The 16,935-nt window shown below is 48.7% G+C and carries 16 protein-coding genes and 1 pseudogene; 3 read left to right on the top strand and 14 right to left on the bottom strand.

The annotated features are described in order from the left end of the window. Positions 1-30 precede the first annotated feature (30 nt). The gene (locus tag FO446_RS22585) at positions 31-915 is read right to left on the bottom strand and encodes an NAD(P)-dependent oxidoreductase (RefSeq protein ID WP_173610203.1); all 885 of its coding nucleotides are present in this window, start codon (positions 913-915) and stop codon (positions 31-33) included. 342 nt (positions 916-1,257) lie between these two features. Between FO446_RS22585 and FO446_RS29040 the strand changes: the two are divergent. Both FO446_RS29040 and FO446_RS29045 read left to right on the top strand, forming a co-directional pair. Beyond that, positions 1,258-1,317, top strand: a pseudogene (locus FO446_RS29040) (hypothetical protein); the annotation flags it as partial. A 132-nt stretch (positions 1,318-1,449) separates the two neighbouring features. After that, a complete protein-coding gene (locus tag FO446_RS29045) occupies positions 1,450-1,878 on the top strand; it encodes a DMT family transporter (protein WP_330873258.1) in 429 nt (142 codons plus the stop codon). A 25-nt stretch (positions 1,879-1,903) separates the two neighbouring features. On the opposite strand, the gene FO446_RS22595 is transcribed toward FO446_RS29045, so the two are convergent. The 12 genes from FO446_RS22595 to FO446_RS22650 form a co-directional block, all read right to left on the bottom strand. Next, complete coding sequence (locus tag FO446_RS22595) at positions 1,904-3,016, bottom strand: aminopeptidase (protein WP_237899123.1); 1,113 nt, start codon at positions 3,014-3,016, stop codon at positions 1,904-1,906. Positions 3,017-3,595: 579 nt separating this feature from the next. Continuing rightward, entirely contained in the window at positions 3,596-4,069 is a 474-nt protein-coding gene (locus tag FO446_RS22600) for an MgtC/SapB family protein (protein WP_173610201.1), read from the bottom strand. 73 nt (positions 4,070-4,142) lie between these two features. Further along, complete coding sequence (locus FO446_RS22605; RefSeq protein ID WP_221867984.1) at positions 4,143-5,831, bottom strand: DUF4127 family protein; 1,689 nt, start codon at positions 5,829-5,831, stop codon at positions 4,143-4,145. Between the two features lie 30 nt (positions 5,832-5,861). After that, on the bottom strand, positions 5,862-7,205 hold the full coding sequence (locus FO446_RS22610) for an FAD-dependent oxidoreductase (protein ID WP_232774625.1): 1,344 nt from the start codon (positions 7,203-7,205) through the stop codon (positions 5,862-5,864). 44 nt (positions 7,206-7,249) lie between these two features. Further along, on the bottom strand, positions 7,250-8,107 hold the full coding sequence (locus FO446_RS22615) for a carbohydrate ABC transporter permease (RefSeq protein WP_173610198.1): 858 nt from the start codon (positions 8,105-8,107) through the stop codon (positions 7,250-7,252). Continuing rightward, positions 8,097-9,035, bottom strand: coding sequence for a carbohydrate ABC transporter permease (locus tag FO446_RS22620; protein WP_232774623.1), 939 nt, complete (start codon positions 9,033-9,035; stop codon positions 8,097-8,099). The genes FO446_RS22615 and FO446_RS22620 overlap by 11 nt, the downstream gene beginning before the upstream one ends. Before the next feature lie 11 nt (positions 9,036-9,046). After that, positions 9,047-9,733 (bottom strand): hypothetical protein, encoded by a 687-nt coding sequence (locus FO446_RS22625; protein ID WP_232774622.1) that lies wholly within the window; start codon positions 9,731-9,733, stop codon positions 9,047-9,049. Positions 9,734-9,791: 58 nt separating this feature from the next. After that, a complete protein-coding gene (locus tag FO446_RS22630; RefSeq protein ID WP_232774621.1) occupies positions 9,792-11,084 on the bottom strand; it encodes an ABC transporter substrate-binding protein in 1,293 nt (430 codons plus the stop codon). A gap of 91 nt (positions 11,085-11,175) precedes the next feature. Beyond that, entirely contained in the window at positions 11,176-11,934 is a 759-nt protein-coding gene (locus tag FO446_RS22635; RefSeq protein ID WP_173610194.1) for a response regulator transcription factor, read from the bottom strand. After that, a complete protein-coding gene (locus FO446_RS22640; protein ID WP_237899125.1) occupies positions 11,906-13,762 on the bottom strand; it encodes a sensor histidine kinase in 1,857 nt (618 codons plus the stop codon). The genes FO446_RS22635 and FO446_RS22640 overlap by 29 nt, the downstream gene beginning before the upstream one ends. A gap of 84 nt (positions 13,763-13,846) precedes the next feature. Continuing rightward, entirely contained in the window at positions 13,847-14,383 is a 537-nt protein-coding gene (locus FO446_RS22645; protein ID WP_064203098.1) for a GNAT family N-acetyltransferase, read from the bottom strand. Positions 14,384-14,474: 91 nt separating this feature from the next. Beyond that, the gene (locus FO446_RS22650; protein WP_173610192.1) at positions 14,475-14,867 is read right to left on the bottom strand and encodes a hypothetical protein; all 393 of its coding nucleotides are present in this window, start codon (positions 14,865-14,867) and stop codon (positions 14,475-14,477) included. Between the two features lie 186 nt (positions 14,868-15,053). Between FO446_RS22650 and FO446_RS22655 the strand changes: the two genes are divergently transcribed. Further along, positions 15,054-16,022, top strand: a complete 969-nt coding sequence (locus tag FO446_RS22655; protein WP_047074138.1) for an MraY family glycosyltransferase — start codon at positions 15,054-15,056, stop codon at positions 16,020-16,022. Positions 16,023-16,109: 87 nt separating this feature from the next. Here FO446_RS22655 and FO446_RS22660 read toward each other — a convergent pair whose 3' ends face one another. Then, the gene (locus FO446_RS22660; RefSeq protein ID WP_173610190.1) at positions 16,110-16,829 is read right to left on the bottom strand and encodes a 3'-5' exonuclease; all 720 of its coding nucleotides are present in this window, start codon (positions 16,827-16,829) and stop codon (positions 16,110-16,112) included. Positions 16,830-16,935: the final 106 nt, after the last annotated feature.

A 16,935-nucleotide genomic window follows, 5' to 3' on the forward strand; every position in this document is an offset into this window, starting at 1 on the left:
AGCCCCTCGTGAAAAGGGCTCCTTTTGCCTTTACTTGCCTTCAAACCACTTAATCAAAGCTTGCGTGCCGCTATCTGCCTCGCCGTTTGCTGCCAGTTCTTCATAAAGCGATTTGGAGAGTGCGAGTCCTGGTGTCATCAGCCCCATTTCCTCCGCTGCTTCCAATGCGATTCCCATGTCCTTGATAAAATGTTTGACGTAAAAGCCAGGGGCGAAGTTGCCCGCGATCATGCGTGGCGCCAGATTCGACAGCGACCAGCTGCCTGCGGCCCCCGCTGCAATGCTCGTCAGCACTTTCTCCGGGTCCAGACCTGCTTTTTTCGCATACGCGATCGCTTCACATACACCAATCATGTTCGTCGCAATGCAAATCTGGTTGCACATTTTGGTATGCTGACCTGCACCTGGACCGCCCTGCAGCACGACGTTTGTCCCCATGATCCTAAACACAGGCTCCATCGCATCAAATACTTCCTGATCGCCACCAACCATGATGGTCAGTCGCGCTTCACGTGCGCCCACATCTCCACCGGAGACAGGAGCATCCAGGGAATGCAGCTCGTGCTTTTTGGCTTCCTCATAAATATGTTTCGCCAGCGACGGCTTCGAAGTCGTCATATCGATCAAATAAGTGCCTGGCTTCGCATTTGCCACAATTCCGTCCGCGCCGAGATACACTTCCTCAACATCGGATGGGTAGCCGACCATCGTGATGATGACGTTTGCCTCTTTTGCCAGCTCACTGATCTGTTCCTTCCAGATCGCACCGGCTGCCAGCAAGTCTGCTGCTTTTTCCTTTGTCCGCGTGTATACCAGTACTGTATATCCTGCTTGCAGAAAATGGTTTGCCATGCTTTTCCCCATGACACCCGTTCCTACAAATCCAATGATTCTTTCACCTACAGGCAAAGTCATGTGAACCACTCCTTCGTTTCTCTCTTTTCTATGATCTCGACAGTTGTACTTCTCGAATCTATCCGAATATTCCTGCTACGCGTCTTTTGTGTTTAATGGAAAAAAGGACATATGTCGTTTTTTTCGCACGCAAATACCTTTTACTAAAGAGGGTATAACCTGCAAGCAAACGAGCAGGAGGCTTGATACATGAAGGAACTTCACGACCGCACCCTTTTGCATACGCTGGTGCAAAACAGTCCCTTGCCCGATATTTTTGATGCCGCTACTTTCCATGAAATGCGCCTGTATCAGGCTGAGAAGGGTGATATCCTCTGTTCGAAGGGCGATCAGCTTCACCATATGTTCTTCATTTTGAAGGGAAAAATCAAAACTTTCACGACGCTTCCTAATGGAAAATCGTTGTTGCTGCGCTTTAACAATCCACTCGCGATTATCGGAGACGAGCTGTTGGGTACTAGCTACCGACATTTGAACCGGATCATCCGCAATCTTTGCGCAGCATCCGTGATCGAACACAAAAAAAGCGCACTGATTATCACAAATCGAGAAAAAATCAGTGAGCTTGCGAGCGGAAACATCTATGAGTGGTTCAACGCGCAAGCCAGTACAAAGCTCGGACTGTGGCAAACCAATGCGATTGTTCATGCGGTAGGCTTTCTTGTATCGTTCTCGATCTTTCTCTACGTTCGTGATGGCGATTGGAAAAGCATCGGGGAAGTGAACAAAGTATATTTGCTTGGAGGCGTTTTCGGGGCGCTGATCGTTTTTAGTGTGATGAAAGGCATTACGTCCATCGGGCCTGCATATGCCGTATCGATTCTGCTCATCTCCCAATTGCTCGTCGCTCTGCTCATTGATTCACTCGGCCTGTTCGGTGTGCAGAAGGTCCCGATCACCTTGAACAAGATCATCGGAATCGGCATCATGATCGCAGGCGTAGTCGTTTTCAAACTCAAATAAAGGAGGAGAGCATTATCGCCCTCCTCTACAGAATCAATTGCTCCGGATTCAGCCCCAGCAGCGCCTCATGCACAAACCTTCCGTCTTTTCGAATGAGTACATCGTCAAACCAGATTTCGCCGCCACCGTATTCCGGACGCTGAATGCAAATCAGGTCCCAATGAATCGCGCTGCGGTTGCCGTTATCCGCCTGATCATAGGCACGACCCGGTGTGAGATGGAAGCTGCCAGCGATTTTTTCATCAAACAAAGTATCGCCCATCGGGTGCAAAATGTACGGGTTAAACGCAATGGCGAATTCACCGATGTAGCGTGCCCCCTCATCCGTGTCCAATATTTCTATGAGCTTGTCTGTATGGTTCGCGTACGCCTCGACAATCTTTCCTTCCCGAAAAGTAAACTGGACGTTTTCAAACGTTGTACCTTTGAAGTTGCTGGGCGTATTGTAGCTGATCGTTCCGTGAATCGAATCGCGCACGGGAGAGGTGTACACTTCGCCATCGGGAATGTTGCGTTTGCCTACCGCTGTCCGCGTCCCAATTCCTTTGATCGAAAACGTCAGGTCTGTCCCTGGTCCGACAATGCGCACCTTGTCCGTTTTGTCCATGAGGTCGTACAACGGCTCGCACGCTTCGGCCATTTTCCGATAATCGAGTGAACATACGTTGAAATAAAAATCTTCAAATGCTTCTGTCGTCATATTGGCCTTTTGAGCAAGGGCCGAGGTTGGGTAGTTAATGCGCAGTCCTGTAATTTGATTGTCGACATGATGGAAAATAGAATCATACGCTTCTGCGTACAAGCGGTATTTTTCCTGCGGAACATCCTTCATCTCACTGTCATTTGTCTCGCCATGAATGCCGATATAGCCTTGTATGCCAAACCACAGGTCCTTTTCCCACTGAACGGTCTGGGCAAGCTGCTCATCCGTTACCCCTTTCAACCATTCCCGCTGGACCTTTGGCCGTACAAAGCGCAGGTGGGGATATGCTCCCTTCGCATACAGCCGCTTCACCAATTCCATTGCCAGCGCTTCTCCTTCATCCACGACCAAAATCATAATATGCTGCTTAGCTTGCACATCCAGGCTGTACGAAATTAAGTTGTCTGCTATTTTTCCTAATCTTTCATCTCGCATCGCGCTCGCGTCCTTTCCAGATTTTTATTACTCTTCCAGCATACCGCGCGTTTGTCAGAGGAATATCATCTAAAAACAAGTGATCACCACACTGTTGTGGTCGGGAGAAGCCCTACCACATGTTTTCCAGTCGCCTATATCCTCTCTTCGTTCGGGCGGTCTCCTTCCAAACATGTGGCAGGGCTTTCGTACAGCAGTAAATTCCTTCGTGTTATTAAAACATTTTGCAAGTTAACGCAAGGAAGCTTGTGAAAGCCAATTCAGTTGAAATAGAACATCTTAGAACCTCTTTCAACGAATGAACGAATAGCTACGTAGGAAGAAGCGAATTTCCAGTCCAAGCGCCTCTGGAGCCCAACCTAGCGTAGGTATAAATGGCGGGGAATTTAAGCTTCACTTATGAAATACTTCCTCGAAACTTCTACGTTTGAAGCGCTCCCGCCATTTATTCCGAAGCGGACAGTCTTACCTCCCCTTGCAGGGCGGAGGCCGAAGCGCAGACTGGAAATTCGCTTCTTTCTCCCACTACGGCTCCTGCAAAAAGTAAAAAGCGATGCTAATGCACCGCTTCTCCATGATTCACTTTCCTAACCGCTTGTGCTGGACATCCTCCACACGCTGACTGATCCGGGCAAGTACAAAGGAAATGATGACCGAGAATATCACAATGCCGTAAAATCCGGCTCCGATCCCTATGCCAATCCCTCCAGCGAAAAAGATCATGGCTGCGGAAGTCAGTCCTTTTACTTTCAAGCCGTCCTTCAAGATGACGCCTGCTCCCAAAAAGCCAAGACCTGTGACAATCTGTGCAGCCAAGCGCATCGGGTCCATCATCGTTCCGTTGCCAGGCGCACTGTATAGCTTTGTGCTGTAAATAGAAACCAGTGTGATCAGCGTGCAGGCTACGGACACGTACATATACGTTTTCAGCCCGGCAGGCTTATTTCTGTGCGAGCGATCCCACCCGATGAACAAACCGAGAATCGCGCTCACCACTACCCGCACATACATTTCCAAGTCATACTGCACATACAACCAGTGTAGAGTCTCCATCCTCGTCACCTTCTTATAGCGATAGAGACATGATATGTGCAGAATCAAAAAATAGACCGTCTTTTTCTAAAGCTTACTCCCTTTCTATCTTCACTTCCGGCCCGACAAAGACTTCAAACAACCGCTCCCAGGGAAGCCTGATCTTCCTATCCGTTAATTCGACGATTTCGCCTTCAAACGTATTCTTGCCTCTCTTTCCGATCATCAGCGATTGATTGGCAAAATAGTTTTCGTACCATTCTTCCGCATGTGGTGTCAGTGCATCCCTCACAAAATCATTGACTTCGTCGTAGTCATCTTCGAGGTTCCATTCATTTCCGTTTAACTGTTTTACGAGGTTTCGTGCTTCTGCCATGACTTCATTTCGGTAATGATGGTCATTTACAAACGAAGACAAGAGCAGATTGATATGGGTCTCTGCCGCATCTACTGTTAAGGGCACACCGAACTGATTTCCTTTTTCCAAAAAGGCTGATCGTTGCAACGCCTGTCCCAACGCGCTTCCCATATTATTTCCTGCCGTTCCCCATGCCGTGTATGCGAACAGCTCAGGCAGCTTTACCTCTTCTTGTAGTCGCTCGATCAGCTCAGGGTCAGCTTTGTTTGTAATCGTCACGTCTGTAATGGCGACCTGCTTTCCTTCCTCCAGAAGATCATTGATTTCTTCTACGAACTCATCCAGAGCTTCGCGTCTCTCTGCGTTGCTCTGTCCTTTTTTCTTCGGCGAGTTGATCATGAGTACGATATCTGCGTCGTCTTCATCCCGAACGGGCTTGCCGCCTGCTGCGATGATATGCTTCTCGACATTTACATCAAAGGTCGTGTCTTCAAACGGCGCTGTCCATTCATCGCCGTCTATACCCGAATACTCGACGGCTACTTTTGGATGGATGCGCAGTTCGTTCAAGGCAAATCTGCTCAACAAAACGGTCCCTACTTCGTCCGCTCCGGGGAAAATCGCTACACGTTCTTCAACATCCAGCTCCTTTGCTTTTTTGACCAAGGTCTCCCGCTCTGCTCGGTGAAGACCATGAGGAGCAGCATCATCCTGAGCCAGCACTAAATAATCAATGGTCCCATCCTCTACCCAGTCGATCAACAGGGAGTTAATCTTGTGATTCCGCTCGCGGGCATTCAAGTAATCTTCCAGCACAGACTCGGGAATCTCCCTTTCCAACTGATCGAGTCGATCCTCTTTTTCCGACATGCCGAGGTTGTGCACCTCATCGTATAAAATCGCCCATTCTCTGATTTGCTCATAGTATTTCAATGTTTCAGGATCAGTCGCCGTCACCGCCAGGCGTTGAATCGTATCGAAGACGTAGATCGGCTTTTTGGAATGTTTGTCTCTCAGTCTCTTAATGGCTTCGATATTCGACAGGGCATCTTCATAGGACTGTTGATCGGTACGGGACGCAACCAGCCCGCCATATGCCAGCATGCTGACAGAGATAACCGAGCCGTCCACTTTGCTTGCCTGTTTGATCAGCCAATCGCCAATTTCTTCCCCATCGCCCGGGGTCATAAAGTGACCGAGTATGTCTTCATCCGGTATAATCGCCTCCACCCCGCCTGCCCGTGCTGTCATTTGCGGAAAATACGTATTGACCGGGCGATCATCGAGGGGGACAAGGGCGACTTTGGCAATTGACTTGGGTGACGCTTTTTTCGCAGCATCAGCACTCGTCTGCGTAAATGGAACCATGCCTGTTACTAGTGCTGCCATAGCCAATGTCGAAATGACAACGCGCAACTTTTTCATAGATCCAATCTCCTTTCAAAATGAAAAGGTTTAATCGAGGACGGCATTCGCTAGACGCAATTGTTCCTGTAATTTACCCACGTGAATCAAACGCGGAATGGTCTTGTCGTGAAATGCGATAGCGGCTGCTGTACCTGCTGCTTGCCCTGTCGCCATACAGCTCGGGGTAAGCCTGGTCGTCGCCAGCGCTTCATGGGTCGTAGAGATACAACGCCCCGCCGCAAGCAAGTTGTCAATGGACGCAGGGATCAGACAGCGATACGGAATGTCATAAGCGCCCTCCCCTTCAATATCTGCTGCCACTACGCCTTTGCCAGAAGGATCGTGAATATCAACCGGATAGCCGCTACGTGCGATGACATCCGGAAAACGCCTGCCCGCGACCACATCTTTGATCGTCAAACTGTACTCTCCGACGATTCTGCGTGTCTCACGGATGCCAATTTGCGTTCCGACTGCGGAGACGGATGCTTTCGCGAAACCAGGAACTTTATTTTTTAAAAATTCAGACATCAATAAAACTTGACGTCTCCCTTCTTCCTCCGCTTCCGTCAAATCCTCGACATCTGTTCCATCCAGCCCCTGCACCCGCGTGCAATTGATCAGAACTTCATCGCTCTCAGGCCCTGTGAAAAACAGAACTTGATCCCGATTAATCGGAACACCTGACATCTTCCAATGCGTATAAAAGCCTTGGACACCCGTCAGTGGAATGGACGGCAGCTGTGCAAACGGTGTCTTATGATAAAACTCATCTGGATGGTCAAGCATGTACTGCTTCACCTGCTCCAGATCGACGCCGCGCATGCGGAACTTCATGGTCATCGGCTGTGTCAGCCCGTCTGCATCTCGCCCTTTGCTCGTCGGCGCTCCCGATAAATAAGCGAGATCTGCATCTCCTGTCGCATCGACGAACACCTTGGCCTTGATCTCGTATTTGCCCGATTTGCTGGTGAGCGTAACCGAAGTAATCTCAGTCCCTTCTACCTTCACCTGATCGACAAAGCTGTGGACAAACAGCTTGACGCCCGCTTCCTTGAGCATTTCCACAGCGACCAGCTTGTAAATTTCCGGATGATACGGCGTGACTGTGCTCACGAATCCTACCGTATCCTGCAAATGTCCAGGCGATCCCCCCTTTTCTTGCAAGCGGTCGACGATTTCCTGTGCAATTCCTTTGATGACTTGCTCGCCTTTTTCCGTATGAAACGTCATCCACGGATAAACAAGCGCAATCGTCGACATCCCTCCGAGAAAGCCGTACCGCTCGATCAGGATTGTCTTGGCTCCCAATCGTCCGCTGGCAAGAGCGGCACTAATTCCTGCCGGGCCCCCGCCTACCACGACTACATCTGCTTCCACTACTCGATTCATCTGCACTCACTCCTTGTAGAACTTCCTTCCCATCCATGCTTCCTCTAGTCTTTGAGGCCCGTCATCGATACGCCCTCGATAAACTGCTTTTGGGCGAAAAAGAACACAATCAAAAGCGGCAAGGTTGCCATGACGGATGCACTCATCAAATGATGCCATGCTGTCCCTACTTCATCGGTAAACAAGGACAAAGCGAGCGGCAGCGTCATCAGCTCTCTGTCGTTGATGAAAATGAGCGGATCATAAAACTCGTTCCAGCTCGTCAAAAACGTAAAAATCGTCAGCGTTGCGATGGCTGGCTTCGCCAGTGGCAGCATGATGCTCCAATAAATCCGCCAACGCGAGCAGCCATCAATCATTGCCGCCTCCTCCAGTTCCTTTGGAATCCCGAGGAAAAACTGGCGCATGACGAACACACCAAAAATTCCGCCTGCCCCGAAAATGGGAAGGACAATTAGCGGTACATGCGTATTGATAAATCCAAGCATGCGCATGAACAAAAACATTGGAATCGACGTCACTTCATGCGGGATCATCATTGTCGACAGCAGCACCAGAAAGACGATATTACGTCCCCGAAACGGGATTCTGGCAAACGCATAGCCTGCAATCGATGAAAATAAAACCGTTCCAACCGTGACCAGAATCGCAATGTACAGGCTGTTCCAATAGAACAGATGAAACGGCGTATTCGCCAAAACCTCTGTGTAGTTCTCCAAGCGAATCGACGAAGGGATAAACTCTGGCGGAAAGACGAATATTTTGGCCGGCTCTTTTAATGATGTAGAAAGCATCCACAAAAAAGGCACCAGCATCAGTAGGGAGATTGCTCCTAACGCGACATAGTGACTGCCAATCCCCAATAACTTGCCCGCTTGTAATCTGTGGCGATTACTCTTCATGGAACACCCACCTTTTTCTAAACTGCCACTGCAAGAGCGTAAATACTAAAATGATAAAGAAAAGCACAAAGGCAAGTGCAGACGCATAGCCGAATTCAAAGTTTTTGAAGGCACGCTCCCATATGTAATAGACAAGCACCTTTGTACTGTTATCAGGCCCCCCTTGGGTCATGACGTAAATCTGCCCAAACACCTTGAGCGAGCCGATGATCGTCAACAACGTGGTTAAAAAAACCGTCGGACTAATCATCGGGATCGTAATCTGAAACAATTGGCGCGTCCGACTGGCTCCATCAATGCGGGCCGCCTCGTATAAGTGAACAGGCACCTGCTGCAAAGCAGCGATGAACAGAACCATGTTCAAGCCCACATTTTTCAGGACACTCGTCACGATCACCACCGGCATCGCCAGCTTTGGATTGTACAGCCATGAAGGGCCTGTAATCCCAAACATCTGCAAGATCTGATTGATAAACCCCGTGTCTGTCGCAAACAAATACTTCCACACAATTGCCCAGACGATCAGCGATGTCATGACTGGCACAAAAATCGCTGTGCGGAATATCCCGATCCCCGGCAGCTTGCGCACGAGCAGTAAGGCCAACCCCAACGCCAACACGATGTTTAAGGGGACCAGTCCAGCCGAGAACGCAAATGTATTGCCCACGACCGTCCAAAATTCGGCATCTTGAAAAATCACTCTGTAATTTTCCAGCCCAATAAATTCGGCTTCCCCCAGTAATGGCCAATCCGTAAAGCTCATGTACAGCGCGAGTAAAAGCGGGCCTAACAACAGCACCACAAACCCGATAACCATTGGGCCGACAAACAGCCATCCTGCCAGATTCGCTTCTCGGTTGAAGGATTTTTTTCTTGTTCCACGTGTTCTCTTGTCAGGAGAGAGCGGGACATTCAACTTGCTCTCCATACGATCCCTCCTTAGTTGTCTATCGCATTCCGCAATGCATGGATGGAACGGCGTATTTCATCCTCGGTTCTCCCGATCGCCATCGCTCCAGCTAACAGGACGCGAACCCCCGTTTCACGTAGAGCTTCCACATCCTCCGCCACAATTTTTCGCTGTGTCGGGACGATGATGGGGATGCCTGCCTTCTCTACGATATACCGATAGGCGAGTAGATCGGCAAACGTAAGCCCCGTACCATACTCGTTCCCCGGAATAATCGACGCCTCTAATGCGGTCATGGAAAAATGCTTCACGGCTTCCAATCGGTTCAAATCGAACTGATCATCAATGGCAAACGTACTCGCCACTCCTTCTATTTTCAAAAGGGACGCTGGCAAATGATGACCATAGATGGAGATGAAGTCGATTCCCAGTGAATCGAACTGCCTGATTTCCTCGGGATTGAGCTCCTCCATTGACCCGCCAGGAACAATGCCAATCGGCCCTGCGAACTGGCTGCGTATCTTTTGGAGAAAGTCCGTATATTCAGCCAGAGGCCCGAACCGGTTGCCACTGGCACGATGGTACACATTGATATGCATCTTCAAGCCATCTGCGCCTTCCTCTATCGCAGCTCTGGCCAAGGTCTCATCGTTATGCGGGAGACTGACCATGAGCAGAAACGGCTTCTCTTCCAGTGCCTGTCGAAAACGATTCATCGTAACCTCCCTGTCAATTCACAACGGCCTGTATCCCAGACCGTTGTGACGAGCTTGCTTACTTTTTCATGATCGGATTAACTTTCTCTTCCAGCGACTTCACGATATCCGCAGGCTGTGCCGTTTGACCAAATAATTGATCAAAACCAGCCAGGATTGTCGTGTCGATTTTTTGCCAGTCCACATGGCCTGGTTGCAGATGTGCCTTAGGCATTTCATCGATAACGGCCTGCTTGATGTGTGCAGGGTCAGGGTTGCCTGGAACAATCAAGAACGGATCGGAATTCAATACAGACAAGCGCGGCGGGACAAAGTAAGTCGAGGTCTCCTGGACACCCTGCTCACTCGCGAGGAACTTGAGGAACAGCTTGGTCTCCTCCAAATGCTTGGTTCCTTTGAAAATCGAATACCCTGCCTGACCGAGCATCGGTGCCGAGCCTTGTGAACCCGCTGGCATCGGAGCAATGTCCCACTTGAAATCCTTGATCGTCCGCGCCTTCGAAACGTAGCTGTACACATCAAAGAACATGCCAATTTTGCCTGATTCAAAGCTGACCTGTTCACCTGCCTTCGGATGTGACCCATCTGTAAACATCATCCGTTGGAGCATGCTGAGTGTCTCCACTCCGTATTGGTCATTCCACGTAAACTGATTCATCTCTTTGTTGAACGGGCCGCTGCCATTTGACCATGAATAGGAAGACAGAATGATCCACGTTTTCCAATCGCGGAAGAAGTTGGCCCCGTAGATTTTGCTCGCCCCGGTTCCGCTCGAGATCGCCTGCGCTGACTTTTCGAATTCCTCCCACGTCCATTTTCCTTCCTTCGCTAGGTCGTTCGGCGATTTCAAGCCAGCCTTGTCAAACAAGTCTTTGTTGTAGAACATCACGGTAGGTGGGGTAGAAAACGGCAGTCCGTACAATTTGTCGTCTTTTTGGAACAACTCAAGCGTCGACGGGATAAAGTCATCCAGCTTAAATGCAGCGTCGTTCTTTACATCCGAGACATCTTCCAATATCCCATTCTCCATAAACTGCGGCACCATTCGCTCAGACACCCAACCGATGTCAGGCAGCTCCTGACCAGCAGCCAGCACCGTCACCTTTTGCTGGTAATCGGGGAATGGCACAGATTCCAGCTTCACCTTGATGGTCGGGTTTTGTTGCGTAAATTTTTCAGAGAGCTTCGTATACAGGTCCAAGTGGGCTTGGTTGCCCCATGTCAAAAACGTAAGCTCGACTGCTTCTTTCTTGCCCGTTGCGGAGTCACCGGGAGTCGTCGCGGTGTTGCTGCACCCAAATGTAAACGCTGTCAAAGCAGTAGACAATGCCAACAGGATTGCCTTTTTCATGGCGTACCTCCTTATCTGTTTTCCCTGTCACCAGTATAAAATTGAGTGAATAGTAAGATAAATCATGCAGGATTTAGATTTGGTATGAGATTTAAAGATCTTTACTGCCGACGAGATCTCGGTAGCTCCCAGGTGTCATCCCGACTTCCTTTTTAAATACCAGCATGAAATGCTTCGCGCTCTGATACCCCACTAAGCGCGCGATATCATATACCTTCAGGCTCGTCTCGTGTAAAAGCTGCTTGGCACGGTTCATCCTCACCTGCGTGATGTAGTCAGAGACATTTTCCCCCGTCTCGGTCTTGAACAATTGACTCAAATAAATCGGATTCAAATGAACACATTCCGCTAGTGTTTGGAGTCTCAGATCGCCGTCCAAATGATCGTGAATGAATGCTTTTACCTTGCGAATGATTTGTCTTTCTTCTCTATGGCTGCCGTCGACGGTGTTTTGTTCTTCCCGGACTTTCTTTTTACGATCCAGCACCTCCCTGATTTTTGCGAGCGTGCTCACCAGTTCTACTCGATCAATAGGCTTCAAAAGGTAGTCGGAGACTTTGTACTTCAATGCTTTCTGTGCGTAGTGAAAATCACCATAGCCACTAATAATCACAATGGGCAGCTCCTCGTACATCTCCCGAATTTTCCCGATCAGCGCCAAGCCATCCACTTCCCGCATGCGGATATCTGTCACAACCAAATCAGGCATTTCCGTGCGCAGATATTGCAAGGCGTCCTTTCCATTTTCCGCTTCTGCCATGACGGCAAAACCAGATGTTCCTTTTTCAATTAACGTTCTCAAGCCTTCCCGAATCATTCGTTCATCTTCCACCAGCAATACTTTGTACATGGCGTGATTCTCCCTTCTGAAAATCGAGTGGAATCTTCATCGTAATTTCCGTGCCCTGATCCGGTCTGCTCACAATCGTTAGCCCATACTCATCCCCGAACAATAAGGTCAGCCGCTGGGAAATGTTTCGCAAGGCTGTCCCATTGTGTGCGTTTCCTGTCATCTCATGCTGCTGCATAGGCGTACGCAGACTTGCGAGCAGACGACTCAAAGTTTGCTCGGACATTCCCTTGCCATTGTCTCTCACACTAATCTGCATCACACCCTCCTGACAAAGCGACGTGAGCCATATCGTCCCTCCCTGTTCCTGATGCTCAATCCCGTGTGCAATCGCATTTTCAAGCAATGGCTGTAGCAGCAGCTTCGGGATACGCTGATCCGACAGGCTCTCTTCTACGTCCATAAACACCTGAAGGCGCTCTCCCAGACGAATCTTTTGAATACGGACGTAGGATTCTAACGACATCAGTTCTTGCGTCAGCGTAACCTGCCCATCCTCTCGCGCGACCGTATAGCGCATGAGTTTTCCGAGCGAAGCAACCATATCGGACACATCGTAATTACCCGAGCGGATCGCCATCATATTGATCGATTCGAGTGTGTTGTAAATAAAATGCGGATTGATCTGACTCTGCAAGGCCGCCAGCTCCGCCTCCCGCTCACGCAAGCTGCTAAGATACACCTCATTGACAAGGCGGTTGATTTCCTCGACCATCTGATTAAATTGCTCGCTCAGCTTCCCGAGCTCGTCTTGGGAAGCGACAGGAACTCGTTCATGGAAGTTTCCCCGCTTTACTTGCATCATTTTCTCTTTCAACTGAACGAGCGGCTTGCTGAGTGAATAGGAAAAATAAATCGCAAGTCCGCCAGCGACGAGCAAAAACATCGCCGCAATCAACATCGTAAAACTGCGCAAGCTATTGGATTCTGCGAGCAGGATATCGAGCGGAATCAGACTAATCACCACAAGCCCCGTCTCTTTTGATTGATGATCCACGAAGAGATATGGCTGTCCCTGAATCACCTTCTGATTCGCATCCCCACGATTGATCGTAGGGGTTTCTTGCAGCAAAGTACGATAACCCGGCGAGCCTTCGCTCTCCCTCTTTTCATAAAACAGCTCGTTTCCCTCGTTGACGATGATCAAGCTCCCATCCTTGGTAAAAGGCATATCAGACAAGATCTGGTCAAACATGTCCATTTTCATATCGATTTTCATGATTCCAAGCGGTACTTTCGTATACGGCTCACGCAATAACCGAGCCACTGACATATAGCGCTCCCCAGAGGCATCCAAATAATAGCTGGGTCGATGCTGTGGAATAATGACGGCTGCTCCCTGTTCCTTGATCACGCGCGAATACCATCCCTCTTCCGCCAAATCTCCCTTGCTCTTCATGACAGAGGGGTCCAGATTGGAAAAAATCATGCCATTTCCCGCGATGATTTGAATACCTTTTACTTCCGGTCGGCTATAGGAAAGACTGGAGATAAACAGCGTCATCTTCTCCCTTTTTTCCATGGAGAGAAAAGAAGTAGCCGACGTATTTGTCTGAATTTCTTTTAAAATGGACAGGACTTCCGGATCGTAGAGCGGCATGAGTGATAAACGCTTCATCTCCCGTATATTGCGCTCCAGGTTGCGGTTGATCTGCCCCACAATCTGCCCCGTGTATTCAGCCGTTCTCAATTCCGTTGAAGCCGTAAACTTGCTGTACGTGATGACCCCTTGCAAGCTCAACGGGATTGCGATCAAGCAGAGAAAAAGCGTGAGAATCTTCGCACGCAGTGTTCCGTTTAAAAAAAGCGTCGAGACTTTCCTTTTCATGATGGCCCCTTTCCACTTGTTTGAATAATCAGTATTTTCCCCATCAAAAAATCCGTCAGGTCCAAAATCCTGACGGTCTGTTCCTCAGTCTATTTCGATGCCCATGTAGAGACAATCGTAGAATGTATCCCCAATCAAAAATTCTCTCGTCAACGTACCCATTTCCTTGAAGCCCAGCTTTTTGTACAAATGAATAGCAGAATCGTTGTCTGAACGGACTTTCAGATTGATTTTTCGTATGACTTTTGATTGCTTGGCCCATTCCAGCAAGGATTCGAGTAGAAGTCTCCCAACCCCTGATCCCCAAAATTCTTTCAAGACGCTAATCCCAAATTCACCTACATGCTGCGTCCGCGATCGGATACCCCCTCGAAATGTCATGTTCCCTACAATTCTCCCGTCAACCTCTGCAATCAAACAAAGTTGATTGTGAGCTTCCAGACATCTTTTGATGTTTTCTTTTTGCTCATCAGGGGTGACTGTCCATTCTTGCGGTCCAAATGACAAATTATCCGTCTCTCCTGATACGCAATGTATGAACGCAACCAAGGCTTCAGCATCTGCCAGCTCCGCTGATCGAATGATGACATTTTGCCCAGACTTCAATTTGGATCCCTTCATAAGAACCTCCTCGCATTGGAAACTTTTCATACTATTTAAACAGAAAAACGGACGCCTGTTAACCGTCCGCTTGTAACTGCACTCTAGGTTTTTAAGGTCGATATCCGTACATACTGAAAACAAACAGCAAGCATAGATAGATAATCGCCGCGGGTACAATGGTTAGAGAAATGAAAAACCGTTTCTTCACACTGTTGGCATCTCGAAACAGCCAAAAGTAGATGAACAACAGGAGGAGGAGAAATGGGACAAAATAAAAACCGAGCATGAGTCCCACCCAATCCGAGTTGGTTTTCCAGAACTGCTCCGGCACGGGCAGCCGATGATATTCACTATATATCTGTTCTTTACGAGAGATAAATAGGTAAGATAGCACGAGGTAGTAACCGAATATAACGAATTTCAGCCAAGGCTTAATCTGTTTCGCTGCGAGTGTTATGGAAAAGATGATCCCTAATATAAACCATAATGCCATGTATTCCATTTGGATCCCTCCTACGAAGGATTATAGGGATCGGATCTGTTGGAGATAAGTACCAACTTTTTTTGGTACCTCACCCTCACGTGATTGCAAGAGTCGACAAAATTTGGAATACTTCCTATAATAGACTTGTCAAACAACACGGTATGCGAGTATCTTTGCATATAGAAAGCTCACTACCTGTAGGAGATGGTCACGATAACGTACGCTCTTTCGTTTTTACTGTCGTTTTGTATCGTTATGGTGCTGATTCCGCCTCTGGCTAAATTGGCATTTCGCCTTGATTTTGTGGACAAGCCACGTAAAGACGTGGAAAGAAAAATTCACCGGGAGCCTATCCCATTGACAGCCAGCTACGCTATTTTTGTCGGCTTTGCTGCATCGTTTTTGCTCTTCTCGAAAGAATCGACCGGGCAAACGATCGCTGTACTGTCAGGTTCACTACTGCTGTTGATTATCGGTACCATTGATGACTGGTACAAGACGCAAGGCAAGGATTTTTCCGCCCTGCCCAAGCTGATCGTCCAAGTATCTGCCGCCGTGATTGTCTACTTGTCGGGTATTACTTTTTCCGGCTTTTACAATCCGTTGAGTGGCGAATACATCTTGCTCCCGCAATGGTTGCAGTTCATCCTGACCATCCTGTGGATTTTCGGAGTAACGACGGTCATCAACTTTTCGGATGGCATGGACGGTTTGGCTGGAGGGCTTTCCGCCATCTCCGCCGGCACGCTCTTCGTGGTCGCTTTGGTAAAAGGACAAAGCACCTCTGCCATTATGGCGATCAGTCTGATCGGTGTTGCCTTGGCTTATCTGCGGTACAACAAACCGCCGGCCAAAATTTTCATGGGAGATGCAGGCGCGACCTTCCTCGGCTTTATCTTGGCGGTTATCGCGTTGGATGGTGCTTTTAAGCAGGCAACTGTTCTCTCCTTGTTCATTCCGATTTTAGCACTCGGTGTACCGATTTTTGATAATCTGTTTGTGGTGACCAAGCGCTTCCTGCAAGGAAAGCCGATCTACCAAGCAGATGCCAGTCAGGTTCATTATCGCCTGCTGCGTTCTGGACTCAATCCAAAGCAGGTCGTCACCTTCCTGTGCTTGATCAGTGTTTGCTTTAGTCTGACGTCTATTATCCTGCTCCTGCTCGGAGTATAGTTATTATCGGTCACAATGAAAAATGCCGCTTGGGTCTAGTCCCTGCGGCATTTTTTTATGAGCGGATTACGCAAAGTCTCTCTCCCGCTAGCTCTGTTGGACGGTTGCTGCTTCTGCGGCATTTTCCAGCTTCTTGCGATGTTGCAGGCAAGCCTCGCACCTTCTGCTTTTTCGCCCAAAAGCCGTGTAATATTTGCTTTTTTTGCAAGACCGGCACGTAATGTACAACGAGCTCGACAAGTTGTAGTTCTCCACTGGCGTGTTTTCTTTGAGGTGCACCGTCTTGTTGTATTTCATGAGCAAATGAGCTGTGTGGATGGCATCGACCAAGGCCGAGTGCAGCCTGCCCTCCTGGATGATTCCTGCCGTGTCGATCGCTTCTTTTAGACTCATCTGTTTGCGATCAGCCAAAAGCATGCTAATTGGCGGTTGGATGTCATTGTAATTGCGCATCCAGTTGAAGTCCAAACCGAACCGCGCACAATGCTCGATCATCAGCCGCTTGTCGTCTTGCCCCCATGTGCACAGGTAGTATTCAGAATCGTTGCCGATCCACTTCATAAATTCTGCGAACGCCCGGCGAAACGGGATAAAGGTTGGCATGTTCTCTTTATCGAGACCGATGAACTTGCGCGTTCTCTCCGAGATTCTGCGTTCAATGGCTGGAAAGGTATAGCGCTGAAATGTGTCGACCTCCACGCCATTTTTTCCGGGCACGACTTTTGCCGCTCCGATCTCAATAATTTCCGGAATCTTGTCTCTCTGATATGTCAGTGTCGTTTCAAGGTCAAAAACAATGATCTGCAAGCGTAATCACATCCTGTATGTATTGTCTCTATTATGGCTCGAATCGGGCATAGAAAGCAAAACAAAGACCAAAGCGGCTGTGATTGAAACGAAAAAGGATAAGAAC

The sequence above is a fragment of the Brevibacillus brevis genome (genome assembly GCF_022026395.1).
Lineage (GTDB): Bacteria > Bacillota > Bacilli > Brevibacillales > Brevibacillaceae > Brevibacillus.

Bases quoted from the DNA above. Each gene is read 5' to 3' on its own strand.
- FO446_RS22635 (WP_173610194.1), bottom strand. From the start codon at position 11,934: ATGTACAAAGTATTGCTGGTGGAAGATGAACGAATGATTCGGGAAGGC.
- FO446_RS22630 (WP_232774621.1), bottom strand. From the start codon at position 11,084: ATGAAAAAGGCAATCCTGTTGGCATTGTCTACTGCTTTGACAGCGTTT.
- FO446_RS22600 (WP_173610201.1), bottom strand. From the start codon at position 4,069: ATGGAGACTCTACACTGGTTGTATGTGCAGTATGACTTGGAAATGTAT.
- FO446_RS22655 (WP_047074138.1), top strand. From the start codon at position 15,054: ATGGTCACGATAACGTACGCTCTTTCGTTTTTACTGTCGTTTTGTATC.
- FO446_RS22620 (WP_232774623.1), bottom strand. From the start codon at position 9,035: ATGGAGAGCAAGTTGAATGTCCCGCTCTCTCCTGACAAGAGAACACGT.
- FO446_RS22625 (WP_232774622.1), bottom strand. From the start codon at position 9,733: ATGAATCGTTTTCGACAGGCACTGGAAGAGAAGCCGTTTCTGCTCATG.
- FO446_RS22610 (WP_232774625.1), bottom strand. From the start codon at position 7,205: ATGAATCGAGTAGTGGAAGCAGATGTAGTCGTGGTAGGCGGGGGCCCG.
- FO446_RS22640 (WP_237899125.1), bottom strand. From the start codon at position 13,762: ATGAAAAGGAAAGTCTCGACGCTTTTTTTAAACGGAACACTGCGTGCG.
- FO446_RS22645 (WP_064203098.1), bottom strand. From the start codon at position 14,383: ATGAAGGGATCCAAATTGAAGTCTGGGCAAAATGTCATCATTCGATCA.
- FO446_RS22615 (WP_173610198.1), bottom strand. From the start codon at position 8,107: ATGAAGAGTAATCGCCACAGATTACAAGCGGGCAAGTTATTGGGGATT.
- FO446_RS22595 (WP_237899123.1), bottom strand. From the start codon at position 3,016: ATGCGAGATGAAAGATTAGGAAAAATAGCAGACAACTTAATTTCGTAC.
- FO446_RS22605 (WP_221867984.1), bottom strand. From the start codon at position 5,831: ATGAAAAAGTTGCGCGTTGTCATTTCGACATTGGCTATGGCAGCACTA.
- FO446_RS22585 (WP_173610203.1), bottom strand. From the start codon at position 915: ATGACTTTGCCTGTAGGTGAAAGAATCATTGGATTTGTAGGAACGGGT.
- FO446_RS22650 (WP_173610192.1), bottom strand. From the start codon at position 14,867: ATGGAATACATGGCATTATGGTTTATATTAGGGATCATCTTTTCCATA.